A 14,013-nucleotide genomic window follows, 5' to 3' on the forward strand; every position below is an offset into this window, starting at 1 on the left:
CCGAACCTTCCCGGACATCCCCGCCGAGAGCTAATATCAGGGCTTCAATGTCGGCAAATACAATACCTCCTCGTGTGGGAACCGCAAAGATTGCTTCAAGAATGCGCCGGTGTTTTGCCTTCATATATAATGATAGCACAATCAGATATCTCCTGCAAGCAATACCTGATAGCACAAGCCCCAAGTGACCCGATAAGACTCTGCAAAAATTACCACTTCAAAGACAGCATAAATTACTTCTTTGTGGAAAACTCTGTTACAGGAACAAAGACATTTTTGATAAGTACGCAAGAACCGGATAAGCCAAATTAATATCCTCTGCCTCGACCTTTTACCTTAAAGGCGCCTAAATCATACTCCATGGCCTGCTTCCCGGACAACCTATGGCAACCATCACATATTCATGGTCTTCAAAGTTGTTATCCCTTCCAGGTCATGCTGTATCCTATATTTTTCCTCTTCCAGGTCGTAATCGTTTTGCATCCCCAGCCAGAATTGCGGTGAATTCCCGAAGAACATGCTCAAACTAAGGGCGGTAGTAATACAACTTGACATATAGTCGGATTATATGTAAAGTATGGTTACCATGATAGAGAGACCATTCTGGATTAGCAGAATAGAAGCAGCCTGGCAGGAAGCGTCCATTGTATGGCTTGCCGGTGTGAGGAGGGTGGGCAAGACAACCATTGCCCAGAGTTTCGGTGATGAAAATGTTTATTATATAAACTGTGACCTGCCGGCAGTAAACGATATGGTATCCGACCCTGAGCTGTTTTTTCGCAACTGCCCTCGTCCTGTTGTGATTTTTGATGAGGTGCATCAGCTCAGTGACCCAAGCATGGTGCTGAAAATAGGCGCGGATATGTTCCCGCACCTAAAGATCATTGCCACCGGTTCATCAACGCTTGCCGCGAGTAAAAAGTTCAAAGACACCCTCACGGGGAGAAAACGCCTTGTCCATCTGACTCCTGTTCTCTGGAGTGAACTTCCTGCATTCAATACTGCACCGCTTTTGAAAAGGCTCTACCACGGAGGATTGCCTCAGGCGTTATTATCTGAAACAAAGCAGCCTGCATTCTATCGTGAGTGGGTAGATTCATTTTTTTCACGGGATATTCAAAGACTGTTTGCTTTCCGTGATCCCGACAAGTTCAACATGTTTTTTGAATATCTTATAAAACAGAGTGGAGGGCAGTTAGAGGCGACAAAAGCATCAAGCGCACTTGGTATTGGCAGGCCAACCATAGAGAGCCACCTGCAGGCGCTGGAGATAACCCATGCCGTAACCCTCGTAAGACCATTCTATGGTGGCGGCCGGAAAGAAATCATCAAAATGCCGAAAGTCTATTGCTTTGATACCGGTTTTGTGAGCCTCTATAGAGGGTGGGAGCCGTTAAGACCTGACGATTACGGCGCTCTGTGGGAACACCTTGTGCTGGAACACCTTCAGGCACATGCCTGGAATAATACGGTTCAGTACTGGCGCAACAGCGGCGGCAGGGAAATAGACTTCGTTATCGTGCGGAACAGGGATGAAATAGACGCGATAGAGTGTAAGTGGCAACCCGGGCAGTTTGATGTATCATCGCTCAAGGTATTCCGATCTTATTACCCCAGGGGGAACAATTATCTTGTATGCCCCCTTTCAGGGCCAGGATATATGAAGAGCATTTCAGGTGTAAATGTCTATATCTGCAATCCCGGAGGATTATCATTCACGTGATAAAAAATAGCTGGTTTTTTTTGGATTATGTTCTTGCTTTCCACTATTCACTATTCACTGTTCACTGTCTTCAAAGCGTTATCTCCATCTTCTCCAGTTTCAACAGTCTATCCCGCAGTTGTGAGGCCTTCTCAAAATCCCACCGCTTTGCTGCCTCGTTAATTGCTTTCTTTAATTTTTTCACCATCTTGGATAACTTTTTCGGCTCTATGCCATTTTCCTCTAATTCATCAAGAGGTACTCGCAGGTAATCTTTTTCATATATGGAAGACAGTACATCCACAATGGATTTCTTGATGCCTTCAGGGGTAATGCCATTTTTTACGTTATATTCCATCTGCGTCTTTCTTCGTCTCTCTGTCTCTGAGATAGCCCTTTTCATGGATTCCGTAATCTTATCCCCAAACATGAGCACCCTGCCGTTTATATTTCTTGCTGCACGCCCGCATGTCTGAATGAGGGCTGTCCCGGAACGTAAAAACCCCTCCTTATCGGCATCAAGTATGGCAACAAGCGATACCTCAGGCAAATCAAGACCTTCTCTGAGCAGGTTGACGCCCACAAGTACATCAAATTTGCCCATCCGCAGATCCCTCACTATGGCAACGCGTTCAAGGGTGTCGATATCAGAATGGAGATATTTCGTTTTAATCCCGGCATCGAGGAGAAAATCCGTCAGGTCTTCAGCAAACCTCTTGGTAAGCGTCGTAACCAATACCCGCTCTTTTAACGCTATAACCTTTCTGATCTCATCAAGTAAGGTATTGACCTGGTTTTTTGCCTCCTTCAATTCAATGGCAGGATCCATAAGGCCTGTCGGCCTGATAATCTGCTCTACGATATTGCCTCCCGCCTTTTCCAGCTCATATTTGGCTGGGGTAGCAGAGACATACACAACCTGTCCTATTCTCTCGTTGAACTCTTCGAATGTTAAGGGCCTGTTATCGAGGGCAGAGGGGAGCCTGAAACCGAACTCCACCAGTGTTGACTTCCGTGACCTGTCTCCCCGGTACATCCCAGTGAGCTGCGGCACTGTCACATGACTCTCGTCAATCATCACAAGGGCATCCTTTGGAAGATAGTCGATGAGCGTAGGCGGCGGTTCTCCGGGTTTCCTTCCCGTAAGATGCCTCGAATAGTTTTCTATGCCTGAGCAGTAACCTATCTCCTTTATCATCTCAAGGTCATATTTCGTCCTCATTTCAACCCTCTGGGCTTCGAGGAGCTTATTCTGCCCTTTCAGAAACGTCAGATACCCTGTTAATTCCTCTTCAATCGATGTAATAGCAGATTCCAGTGTTTCCTTGGGGGTCACATAATGACTCGTAGGAAATATGGTGCACTTCTTAAGTCTTTCCATGGTCTGGCCGGTTAAAGGGTCAATCGTATGAATACGTGTTATTATATCATCATCGAGAACAATCCTGAATGCCCTCTCTTCCTCATAGGCAGGAAAAATGTCAATATTTGCACCCCTGACCCTGAACCTGCCACGATAAAAATCCATGTCGTTCCTCTCGTATTGACACTGGATAAGTTTATCGAAGACTGTTTTCCGCTCTATCTTCTGTCCTTCTTCAAGGTATATAAGCATACCGTAATATGCCTCAGGCGAACCCAGACCGTATATGCATGATACGCTTGCCACAATTATCACATCATCCCTTTCGAAGAGTGCATTTGTAGCAAGAAGCCGCAGTTTGTCAATCTCCTCATTTATTGAGGAATCTTTTTCGATATAGGTATCGGTTGTGGGAACATACGCTTCGGGCTGGTAATAATCATAATAACTTACGAAAAAGTGAACTTCATTTTCAGGAAATAGTGTCTTAAATTCCGTATAAAGCTGGGCGGCAAGGGTCTTATTGTGTGAGATGACAAGTGCAGGTCTCTGCACCCGTTCAATTACATTGGCCATAGTAAACGTCTTACCCGAACCTGTCACGCCAAGCAGAACCTGGTGAAGCACGCCTTTTTCGATGTTCCTCGTAAGTTTTTTGATTGCCTTAGGCTGATCGCCCTCTGGTTTGTAATCGCTGACTAATTTGAATCGCGGCATAATGTTATATTGTAATGCATAAAGTGCGGAATGACAATCGGTTGATGTGTGTTATAATAAGACAGGGTAACTCAATGTCACGCATTGTCCTTCTCTTATTCGTTGTAATGCTTTTATCCGCCTGTTCAGACCCTTCCTGGGAACATCCATCTGGATTTGATAAAAAACGTCTGATGGAAGATACCATGGAGTGTAAAGTATATGCACGGGATATGGCAAAAGGGCAAAGCAAAAACATCAAAATGCCCGCTGCTACACCCCATGCAGGTGTTGCAGAGGCATTCATTGTTTATGGAATGTTTCAGGATTTATTTGTAAACTGTATGGAAGCGAAGGGATGGACAAAAGTAGAAAAATGACAAGAAATCCTAAGAACACCGATAAATTGGGGTTCCACCCAGATATTGTCAAAAGGTGCATGAAAACGGTGTTGACATATGAAATAAGCACATTAGGGCAACTCGTGAGGTAGCGAGCATCGCGAGCAAGAAGGGGAGGCTCTGCGTAAACCGTTCAAGCTGTTTAAACATTTAAGAAAGGAGGGGGCGACGTGAGCCCCATTAAATGAGGCATTATGGAAAAGATAAGGATTGGAATCAGCAGGTGTTTGCTGGGCGATAAAGTCCGATATGACGGAGGGCACAAGCATGACCGTTATATCACAGACACCCTGAGTCAATACTTTGAATGGGTCCCGGTATGCCCTGAAGTTGAATATGGCCTTCCCATTCCAAGGGAGGCCATGAGGCTCGTTGGGAACCCTGATTCGCCTCGCCTTTTGACAATCCGTACAGGTGTTGACCATACAGAGGGTATGCAAAAATGGGCTGGGGAAAGAATCGCCGGACTCGAAAAGGAAGGGCTATGCGGCTTCATTTTTAAAAGCAGGTCCCCAAGCTCAGGGATGCAGGGCGTCAAGGTCTACAACGAAAACAATCCCCCCTCGCCCCCCTTTTCTAAAGGTGGGATGGGGGGATTTGGCACACCAAGTCAAAAAGGTGTAGGTATTTTTGCAGGCGCCTTCATGAAACGTTTCCCCCTTCTCCCGGCAGAGGATGACGGAAGACTCAATGACCCGAAACTCAGGGAAAATTTCATCGAGAGGGTCTTTGTATTCCAGAGATGGCAGGCATTCATAAAGAAAGGTGGCTTTTCAAAAGACCTCGTGAACTTTCACACTGAGCACAAACTGTTAATGCTTGCCCATAGCCCGAAACATGCCACTATTCTCGGGCATTACGTTGCAGGCTCAAAAAGCTATGCAGGAAAATTAAATGACGTTTACACAGAGACCATGTCGGAAGGCCTGCGCCTGCTTCCGACAACAAAGAAGCATACAAACGTTCTGCACCGCATAATTGGATATTTCAAAAAACAGTTATCGACCGATGAAAAACAGGAACTGCTTGACATCATTGAAAACTATCACAAGGGACTGGTTCCACTTATAGTTCCAGTTGCACTCCTTAACCACTATATACGCAAATACAATGAGCCATATTTAAAGAGACAATATTATCTGAATCCGCACCCGCTTGAACTGATGCTGAGGAATCACGTGTAAAACAAACCCCCTATACCCCTTCTGGAAGGGAGGATAGGGGGGACTCTTTTAGAAGATAATATCAGCAGCTACAGGAACTTCCGCATCCACTTTCTTTTTTTGAAAGTTCTGATTGTACCTTAAATCCTGCACCCATCGCAGACTGAACGAATTCTACGCTGATTGGCTGTGTTTCTTCATAAAGTTTTTTATCAATGACAAATTTTATTCCTTTCTCGTCGAAAACTTGATCGTTTTCTTGCGGCTCATCCAGAGCCATGCCCAGAGAGGGCCCTGATCACCCACCCTCCACTAAAGTAATCCTCACTGCATTCGGACCGTCCTTGCCCTCAAGAAACTGTTTTATAACTTCGCCTGCCTTATCAGATACCTCAAACATTCTCTTCTCCTTTTTTAAAATTTGTTATCGCCCTCAAAGCAACAACTGCGTTCTGAAACATATACATTAATTTCTTTTTGTCAACCCGGGTATTCACATTCACTGCTCCGGCAAAGGTATTAAAACTGATAACCCAAGCTCACAAAACCCATTGTGGTATCACTCTCAAAGAATGTGATATTCGAGTCAGTCTTGCTCGAATTTATACCCGCACTTATGGCATATTTTTTCCACCCGAAGGGGTTCGGAAAAGTGGCCAGAATGCCTGCTCCATATGTCCTGCCATCCCTGGTCTTAAAATAGATGGGATGTGTACTGTCGAACTGCGCTGTATTGCCGTAAATACGGGCAGTAATAACGGCCACAGACATATGCATGTTCAGGGCTAAAGAGCCTTCATACTGGTTGTAACTGTTGCTTTTTCCATCATATTCGCCTCTTTCATATGTCAATGCCGGAATAAGACTGAGTATTTCCGTGAGGGGCTGACGGTAGTTAATGCTAAATGTATGTGTCATACCGTCCTGCCTGAGGTCTGAGTTTATGGAACCGATAACATCGTTGCTTACGTCAGTTACAGATGCCCTGTATGATAAAGAAAAATTAGTATCAAAAGCGTTGCCGTAGATAATCTTGCCTCCAAAAACCCTCGTACTCGTTGATGTCCTGTACAATACATAGGGGTTTTGCCAGTCCTTCGCAACCAGCGAATAAAAACCATAAATATCGATAGAACTCTTTTCAAACCTCTGTCTTACTCCGGCGCTGAGGCTCCCCGGCTCAAGGGCAGAGTTGATGTAAAAGGTTGTCGCCCCCTTCCCGCCTACAGCACCATTTTCAGGGATAACTTTAAAATCAATATAAGGAAATGCCAGATAAAACGAGCTTGAGTCGGGCTTCGAATAAATACTTGTAATCGTTCTTTTTCCATTACCCCAGAGGTTGTCGGATTTAGTTACAAACATACCCCACATCCCGACAGAAACATCATATTTCTCAGCACTGAGATGGGAAATGCTGGAAAAAGATACGCATGCCGCAAAGATCAAAACAATCCCTATTTTCTTAAGCATATATTTCTTCCCTTTCTTTAGTCAGTTTTCCCTTTACATTTCCCTGCTGCTTTCAATTCATTCTCCTCATCATCAACATGTTTTACATGCTATCAAACGTAAACAATGACATTTTGTAGTTCTTTGCCTTTACATAAAGTATACAATCCACGATGTCCACAGAAGTTTCAGCAAACATGTCTAAGGCGTCTATCAGTTCTTTTTTGTCTTTATTTAGAATTCCTTTATAACCGAGAAACTGTTTGAGTTTTGTTGATGCCTCTGATTTAGGGACATTGTAGTATTTTAAGAGGACGCAAACACATTCAACAAGAACGCTTTCAAGGATAATTATGCTCTCTGTTCCTGTCCTTACTTTTTCAAATACAACTTGAGCTTTTCCGTAGAGTTCCTCGTTGTCCCTTAGAAGATATCCGATGATGGTATTTGTATCAGGTAATTTAGCCTTTCGGTTTGTCATGCACTACATATCCCCATACCGTTTCTTTGATTTCATTAATAGGCTTATATTCTTTTGCATATTTTTTTAAAGAACCGCCAATACTCATGACAGGTTTAATGATTACCTTTTCATCCACAACCTCGAACTCTATAACATTACCTTTTAATACTTCGCGTATTCTTTTAGGGATAGTAACCTGGCCCTTTGAGGTAATCTTTGCTGTTATAGTCATTTTAAACTCCTTACAATTCATTATTGCATTATTATTTTATATTGTAATGCAATAATTTTTTGTAATCAAGTATTTTTTTGTAATCAAGTATTTTTTTGTAATCAAGTATTTTTTTCGATACATTCACTTTTCACTTCTTTCCTTTCACCTTTCGCCCTATCGAATATCCCCCTTCCTCTTCCTTCACAAAGCCTTCTTCCCTTAACTTGTTCAAAATCTTTTTTACCTTCTCATCGGGTTTGCTGGAGCATAAACTCAGAAACAAGAACATGATACGGGTTGTCTGTATTTCGCCAGGGAAGCCCGTAACGACCATGTATCCGGTAATAGCCGTACACCTTTTCCCTGAAAGCATCGATGGCCTCCCCCGGAAACATTAAAAAGTATATCCGATACTCACAAAATTCATTGTAGCCGGCATTCCTACTCCATATGTGTAAGCATATTTACATACGATGTCCAGGCCAAGCAAGGAAATAACATTTGTTTTTTTCATTCTTGTATTTTATAGTTTCAAACGCGGGGGCAAGGAGATAGTAACATGAAAAGGTTGGCATTAATTTTTGTCTTTTTTGCATTTTCACTCATTCATCCAATGATCGTATCTGCCGAAGGCCCTCAAAACATGCCGCATATCGTCATCGTTGCAACAGGTGGGACTATTGCAGGCATTGCAACATCTTCCACCGAAACAAAAGATTATAAACCCGGGGTTCTCGATGTAGGGAGTCTCATCAAGTCAGTACCCGGCATCGAAAAGGTGGCAAAGATATCCGGGGAGCAGATTGCCAACATTGATAGTTCTCATATCACTAATGACATCTGGTTGAAACTGGCAAACCGCGTAAATGAACTTCTCTTAAAAAAGGAGATTGATGGCATAGTTATTACCCACGGAACAGACACCATGGAAGAAACTGCCTATTTCCTGAATCTTGTCATAAAGGGTGAAAAACCGGTTGTTCTAACGGGATCCATGCGCCCATCAACCGCCATAAGCGCAGATGGCCCATTAAATCTTTTCAATGCCGTTGTGCTCGCTTCAAGCAAAGATGCAAGGGGAAAGGGCGTCCTTGTGGCGCTTAACGAAAACATACACGGGGGGCGCGATGTAACGAAAACAAACACAACGAGTGTTGCTACATTTACATCAAGAGAATTCGGATGCCTCGGGTATGTTTTGGACAGCAAGGTCTATTTCTTTCGGGAGACAAACAAAAAACATACAACAAAGTCTGAATTCAGCATACAGGGACTCACATCGCTGCCCCGCGTGGACATACTGTACGGACATACTCACGACAACAGAGACCTGGCAGACGCCTCTGTAAAGGCAGGTGCAAAAGGCATCGTCCACGCCGGTGCCGGAAACGGGGGCATATTCCCCTCAACCAAAGATGCGCTTAAAGAGGCCATAAAAAAAGGTGTTGCCGTTGTCCGGGCCTCACGAACGGGAAGCGGGATCGTAACACCCTCCAGCAACTACGATAACGATGGTTTTGTAGCGGCAGGCTCTCTCAACCCTCAGAAGGCGAGGATACTTCTCATGCTCGCGCTTACAGGAACGAACAATCCCGCAGAAATCCGGAAAATCTTTGATGAGTATTAGCCATTGTCACCTCAGGCTGCAAACCAGGAACTGATCACCGGAGCCTCAACAGGGATAATTATGCTCTCTGTTCATGTCCTTACTTTTTCAAATACAGCTTGAGCTTTTTCGTAGAATTCCTCGTTGTCCATTAGAAGATACCTGATAGCGGTTGTTCAACCCTTCCTCAACGACTCTACAATATTCATCCTCGATGCCCTGAATGCCGGCAGTACGCCACCCATGAGTCCCATGATTAGAGAAAATACGATTGAATTCATGATAATTTCCGGACTAAGCGAAAACGAAAAGGCAAGTTCGGAAAAGGTCTGAAAATTCACCGTGGAAACAGTGAATAACTGGAGGAAAGATGCAAAAAAGAGACCCGCAAGACCACCCAGAAAGCCAAGTAGCAACGATTCCATGAGGAAAGTGCCAAGGATACTGCCCCTGGGAAAACCGAGGGCGCGCATCGTTCCGATTTCGCTGACACGGTTCGCCACAGCAGCGTACATGGTTATCATGCCGCCGATCATTGCCCCAAGTGAAAATATTATTGTCAGTGAAATGCCGAGGATTCTCAGGAATTTGGCCATCACCTCAGACTGTTCCGCATAATATTTTGTTTCACGCTTCACTTCCACGGTCAGGCGGGGGTCTTTTTCTATGCGGTCCTTGAGGATGCCAAACTCCCCGGAGTCCCTTAATCTGAATACAACAGATGAATAAACCGGTCTCCGGAATGCCTGCATGAGCTGATCAACATCACCCCACACTTCCGAACTGAAACCCGTGCTCCCTGCATCGAATACGCCCACAACCGTCCAGTCCCTCATGCCGAAACGGAGCGTTTCCCCTATGTTTCCCCCCTGGAATCTCTTTGTAATGCTCTCGCCGGTAATGATTTCAGTCGAGCCTGATCTCGGCATCCTCCCCCGGATCAATGTTATCTGGGGCCTGAGCAGCAAGGATTCCTCTGAAACCCCTCTGATGGTCACATTCGATTGCTGAGTGCTGCCGCGCTTTGGCATCGTAATAAGGACGACTACCTCTTTGGCGAGAAGTCTTTTGCCATCCTTCCCGATGGCTATTGACGGTTCCGTTTCAACAACGGAAGCTTGATTCCGCTCTATCCCGCTCTGTACTTCCGTGCCTGATCCTTTCCTGATTACGATAACATTATCATAAGATCCTGTATCGACAAGGGTTTTTTCAAGTCCCCGTGCAAGCATTAAAATAGCAGCAAAAACAAAGACAACAAGGGCCATGCCGGAGGCGGTGAGGATCGTCGTCAGCCGCCGCGTCCAAAGGTTACGAAAACTATATGAAAAAGGTATTTTCATTGCAATAACCAATAATTAAATTACAAATTACAAACTGAGGTTTTCATTCCTAAATTGCTCATACAGACCGAGTATTTGGGATTTGGATATTGGAATTTGTACATTGGAATTTGCATTTCCTCACCCGATACTCCTCAACCCCTCGGCAATAGGTATCTTAATGGCCCTGTACGTAGGAATCACTGCCGAAAGTATTCCCACAAGCATTGAGGCGGCAACACAGAGCAATAACGTCTCCACCTCAATATTAAATACCGGAAAGAATTCGCCCACAGCCTTACCAAAGGCGTTTGCCGCAGGGAATGTCAGCACGATGCCCGTTACACAACCCATCATACTGATAATAAGTGACTCCCCGAAGATAAGCCCCGCTATTCGCCATCCGCCAAATCCGAGGGTTTTAAATACAGCGTATTCACCGATACGTTCCCTGGATGTCATTGCCATGGTATTGGCTACTACTGCAAGAATTATGACTATCACAACAAAAGAAACAAGCCTTATGGCGGTGATAATGGCATCCGAAAGGGAAACGAAACTCATCTGAAATGCCTTTTCCGTTTCAGTCAGAGTTTCTGCAATGGAATTCTTAAATGTCTTATCAATATGAAGTGCCACCTGGGTTGACAACTCCGGTTTAGTCACACCTACCATATAAAAGCCTACCTGGTCCGCCCGTCCGGGGGCTTTCTTTTTTAGCGTTTCATTGAGATAATCCCAGTGAAGTAAAAACTGACTCTCATCGGTATTTTTGTCTTTCCCTTTATAGATACCCCTTAACACAAATTCCCAGTTACCGGGAAAGATTGTTCCTTTGAGGATTACGATATCGCCCATCTTCCATCCAAACCTTTCAACAAGCTTCCGTCCGGCAATAAATGCCTTTCTATCCCGGAAAAACGCTTTCTGCTCATCCTCTGTCAGCTTGTATTCAGGATGAAGCACAAGGTAACTCCGCGGTTCTACGGCAAAATTGGCAAAAAAGTTTTTTTCATCAACATATACACCACCGAACCAGTTGCCATAGGATACCGTGTTCACCCCTTCAATATGGCGGATTTTATCTTTATATGAGAGGGGGAGCGGGAATATGAGGGATACAGAGTTACGTGTTACAAGACGGCTTGCCGAGGATGCTTCAACCCCTGCATACCATGCACTGATAACGGTGCGCAGTAAACCGAAAGACAGTATGGCAATGGCAATGCTCAGAACGGTAAGACCTGTTCGTAGTTTATGGCGGAAGGCGTTTTTAAAGAGAATCTTGAGGATCTGCATATCGGGTATAGCTCCTCAAAACTATATCAAGAAATGTCAATTATTTCAAAGTATTCATTGAACATGTTAGTGACGAGGGTGCTGGAAGTAACACTCACGCCTGCTTCATGGGAGAACGCTGAACCCTTCTTTTGCTGCTGCCTCCCGTAGATTCTGGTCTAAACAGATGATATGAAGACCTGAAGGACTTTCCTGCGCCCAGATTAAGGCTGCTGCAAGCTGAAATGCATCGGCAGCCCGCAAAGGGTGAACCATGAGAAGCCTTTCGGCCCGTTGCCGCATAAGCTCTCCAGGTTGGATTTCCGACCATGTTTTTGACAGCATGGTAAGTACAGCCTTAGTTTTAAGCTCGTCCTCATTTTTTAACGTTCCTTCCCGCCGGCATCTTGCCAGGGCAGAGGTGCATTCGACCCTTGTGGCCCACCATACAACGATGTCTTCATCTCCGCTCAGTATATCCTTCATTGTGTCTGAGGCTGGTTCTTTCAAACACAACGGAATGATAGCAGAAGAATCCCAGAATTTCACCTCCCCACCTCCCGTTCTTCGAGAAGGGCCTTAAGCACAAGCCCATCGGGGTCTTCGGGCCTTTCTGCTGCCCAGAAATCTTTCGGGAGCTTGCCGGTTCCCGTTTTAATCAAACCTTGTTTCTGCAACTTCAAAAGGGAATCTCTTGTGAGCAATGAATGCACAACAGGCACCAATCGAGCCACTGGCTTTCCGCGATCGGTAACAACTATTTCTCCGCCAACTTTAACCTCATTTAGATATTCACTGAGGTGCGCCTTCAATTCTGAAACTGCTGCTATCTTCATATGCAACCCCCTATCGTATTCATTTTATAAGACTATTATAGTCATATTAATGTGACCAGTCAAGTTTTAAATCGTCACACACATAATACTTCAACAGATGGGATGCCCGGCGTATGTATTGAGTTTACTGAGATTTCAAAAATTGCTCTAACTGCTTATAAAGAGTTTGGCCCGACCCCGATCGATTTTTCAATTTTCCGCTTGGAATCAGTGGTCTTGAAAGGCTTGGAGAGATGAAAACCCATTGCCTTGGTTGTTTTTAAAGAGATTTCTAACCGTTTTTTTATTGCAGCATCTATATCCAGATTCATTACTTCTTTAAATGCATCTTCTTTCCATTCCCATACTTCCATCAATGATTTTGAGGTCTTAATCTTCTTCATATATTACCTCCATAGGAGTGATAATCTTAAATGCCTTTGTATAACCCTCAAGTAAGTTTGTGGAAACAATCTTTCGTTCTTTATTGATATTTGCCAAATGCCGATAATTCCAGCTTAAAAAAATGTCAATCTCTTCTACGGTGCAAATAGCTAAATGTAATGCATCTTCCAACTTTTTTCTTGGAATTATACCACTCTCAATATAAATTTTTGCTAATCTCTGAATTTCCTCTAATTTGTCTGTAATGTCTAACACTTTCAAGCTGTAGTCTTTTATTACCCCTAAGAGCTTTGCTTTTACGGCTGCATCTTTTGTTCTGTTAATCTCGTCTATTACAACAGGTGAAATAAAGATTTTATAAACCTCTTTTTTTATATAATTCTCGAAGAACTCTTTTGTTATTTCTTGTTTTTCAGGTGAGTCGTCAGCAAAAATAAAATTGATTACTGAAGTGTCAAGGTATATGCCTGTCTTTTTCATAGGTTCACATTGGAATTATAGAATAAATAGGTGTTTTATGCAAGTTTTAGGAAATCTGGTCAGGTTTCCCTGCCGGACAGCTGTCTGAATCTCGGTAGATAGTTTTAGAAGTAAAATCGTGCGATGCAAGGACTGTATTGTCTTTCCGGAGATTTTAGCGATTGCATGCACAGTGCATGCAATTTCCTGCGGCAAGTCCTCAATATAATAAAAAGTGAAGCCTCCCCGCCTACAAGGCGGGGCATCCTCCTAACTTCTAAAAAAGCTCCATTTGTGCACCTTTGAGATCTTTATGGCGTTGTATATATCTTTTGATCTCATCTGCTGTTACTCTGTCACCCACTGTTCGTACAAAGTATCCGTCTTCCCAGAATTCTCCTCCCCAAAATTCTTTCTTGATCTTTGGAAAGTCTTCAAGCATCTCGCTTGCACTGATACTCTTTAGCATACCCACTACCCGTGCTATTGAATACCGTGGAGGAAAGCTGAGAAAGATATGGACATGGTCTATAGCAACCTCCATCTCTTCGATCTCGAATCCGTGGTGATCGGCAATCTCTCTGAACAACTCCTTGACCCGATCCCTGATAGCATCCCTTAGAATCCACTTCCGATACTTTGGCGCCCACACGAGGTGGTATTTCGTATCATAG

At 44.0% G+C, this 14,013-nt stretch carries 18 protein-coding genes and 1 pseudogene; 4 read left to right on the forward strand and 15 right to left on the reverse strand.

Annotated features, from left to right (window positions below; translation table 11 throughout):
• Together NTX75_02035 and NTX75_02040 are read right to left on the reverse strand one after the other, a co-directional pair.
• Positions 1–124 (reverse strand): type II toxin-antitoxin system HicA family toxin (locus NTX75_02035; protein MCX5815008.1); only part of this gene is annotated, 124 nt, incomplete at its 3' end.
• Positions 125–393: 269 nt separating this feature from the next.
• Positions 394–537 (reverse strand): annotated as a pseudogene (locus NTX75_02040) (addiction module antidote protein, HigA family).
• Positions 538–586: 49 nt separating this feature from the next.
• On the opposite strand from NTX75_02040, the gene NTX75_02045 reads away from it, so the two are divergent.
• A complete protein-coding gene (locus NTX75_02045; GenBank protein ID MCX5815009.1) occupies positions 587–1,723 on the forward strand; it encodes an ATP-binding protein in 1,137 nt (378 codons plus the stop codon).
• A gap of 70 nt (positions 1,724–1,793) precedes the next feature.
• Here the strand turns inward: NTX75_02045 and uvrB are convergent, their stop codons facing one another.
• The gene (gene uvrB / locus NTX75_02050; protein ID MCX5815010.1) at positions 1,794–3,782 is read right to left on the reverse strand and encodes an excinuclease ABC subunit UvrB; all 1,989 of its coding nucleotides are present in this window, start codon (positions 3,780–3,782) and stop codon (positions 1,794–1,796) included.
• Positions 3,783–3,856: 74 nt separating this feature from the next.
• Here uvrB and NTX75_02055 point away from each other — a divergent pair, with 74 nt between their 5' ends.
• Together NTX75_02055 and NTX75_02060 are read left to right on the forward strand one after the other, a co-directional pair.
• A complete protein-coding gene (locus NTX75_02055; protein ID MCX5815011.1) occupies positions 3,857–4,141 on the forward strand; it encodes a hypothetical protein in 285 nt (94 codons plus the stop codon).
• 215 nt (positions 4,142–4,356) lie between these two features.
• The gene (locus tag NTX75_02060) at positions 4,357–5,346 is read left to right on the forward strand and encodes a DUF523 and DUF1722 domain-containing protein (GenBank protein ID MCX5815012.1); all 990 of its coding nucleotides are present in this window, start codon (positions 4,357–4,359) and stop codon (positions 5,344–5,346) included.
• 61 nt (positions 5,347–5,407) lie between these two features.
• Here NTX75_02060 and NTX75_02065 read toward each other — a convergent pair whose 3' ends face one another.
• The 5 genes from NTX75_02065 to NTX75_02085 form a co-directional block, all read right to left on the reverse strand.
• Entirely contained in the window at positions 5,408–5,605 is a 198-nt protein-coding gene (locus NTX75_02065) for a hypothetical protein (protein ID MCX5815013.1), read from the reverse strand.
• Between the two features lie 239 nt (positions 5,606–5,844).
• Entirely contained in the window at positions 5,845–6,798 is a 954-nt protein-coding gene (locus NTX75_02070; protein MCX5815014.1) for a DUF2860 family protein, read from the reverse strand.
• A gap of 82 nt (positions 6,799–6,880) precedes the next feature.
• The gene (locus NTX75_02075; protein ID MCX5815015.1) at positions 6,881–7,258 is read right to left on the reverse strand and encodes a PIN domain-containing protein; all 378 of its coding nucleotides are present in this window, start codon (positions 7,256–7,258) and stop codon (positions 6,881–6,883) included.
• Positions 7,239–7,472, reverse strand: a complete 234-nt coding sequence (locus NTX75_02080) for an AbrB/MazE/SpoVT family DNA-binding domain-containing protein (protein ID MCX5815016.1) — start codon at positions 7,470–7,472, stop codon at positions 7,239–7,241. The genes NTX75_02075 and NTX75_02080 overlap by 20 nt, the downstream gene beginning before the upstream one ends.
• Before the next feature lie 130 nt (positions 7,473–7,602).
• Positions 7,603–7,827, reverse strand: coding sequence for a hypothetical protein (locus tag NTX75_02085; GenBank protein MCX5815017.1), 225 nt, complete (start codon positions 7,825–7,827; stop codon positions 7,603–7,605).
• A 186-nt stretch (positions 7,828–8,013) separates the two neighbouring features.
• On the opposite strand from NTX75_02085, the gene NTX75_02090 reads away from it, so the two are divergent.
• The gene (locus NTX75_02090) at positions 8,014–9,081 is read left to right on the forward strand and encodes an asparaginase (protein ID MCX5815018.1); all 1,068 of its coding nucleotides are present in this window, start codon (positions 8,014–8,016) and stop codon (positions 9,079–9,081) included.
• 155 nt (positions 9,082–9,236) lie between these two features.
• Here NTX75_02090 and NTX75_02095 read toward each other — a convergent pair whose 3' ends face one another.
• The 7 genes from NTX75_02095 to tnpA form a co-directional block, all read right to left on the reverse strand.
• Positions 9,237–10,403 carry an ABC transporter permease gene (locus tag NTX75_02095; protein MCX5815019.1) on the reverse strand — a complete coding sequence of 389 codons (1,167 nt, stop codon included), beginning with the start codon at positions 10,401–10,403 and terminating at the stop codon, positions 9,237–9,239.
• A gap of 120 nt (positions 10,404–10,523) precedes the next feature.
• A complete protein-coding gene (locus NTX75_02100; GenBank protein ID MCX5815020.1) occupies positions 10,524–11,681 on the reverse strand; it encodes an ABC transporter permease in 1,158 nt (385 codons plus the stop codon).
• 105 nt (positions 11,682–11,786) lie between these two features.
• Positions 11,787–12,209: a type II toxin-antitoxin system VapC family toxin gene (locus tag NTX75_02105; protein ID MCX5815021.1), complete on the reverse strand. Its 423-nt coding sequence runs from the start codon at positions 12,207–12,209 to the stop codon at positions 11,787–11,789.
• The gene (locus NTX75_02110; GenBank protein ID MCX5815022.1) at positions 12,206–12,496 is read right to left on the reverse strand and encodes a type II toxin-antitoxin system prevent-host-death family antitoxin; all 291 of its coding nucleotides are present in this window, start codon (positions 12,494–12,496) and stop codon (positions 12,206–12,208) included. The genes NTX75_02105 and NTX75_02110 overlap by 4 nt, the downstream gene beginning before the upstream one ends.
• 155 nt (positions 12,497–12,651) lie before the next feature.
• Positions 12,652–12,879 (reverse strand): hypothetical protein, encoded by a 228-nt coding sequence (locus NTX75_02115; GenBank protein MCX5815023.1) that lies wholly within the window; start codon positions 12,877–12,879, stop codon positions 12,652–12,654.
• Complete coding sequence (locus tag NTX75_02120; GenBank protein ID MCX5815024.1) at positions 12,866–13,360, reverse strand: type II toxin-antitoxin system VapC family toxin; 495 nt, start codon at positions 13,358–13,360, stop codon at positions 12,866–12,868. The genes NTX75_02115 and NTX75_02120 overlap by 14 nt, the downstream gene beginning before the upstream one ends.
• A 256-nt stretch (positions 13,361–13,616) precedes the next feature.
• The coding region (gene tnpA, locus NTX75_02125; GenBank protein ID MCX5815025.1) for an IS200/IS605 family transposase at positions 13,617–14,013 on the reverse strand (397 nt) is incomplete at its 5' end.

It is taken from the genome of Pseudomonadota bacterium (assembly GCA_026388315.1).
In the GTDB taxonomy this organism is placed as follows: Bacteria; Desulfobacterota; Syntrophorhabdia; order Syntrophorhabdales; family Syntrophorhabdaceae; genus MWEV01.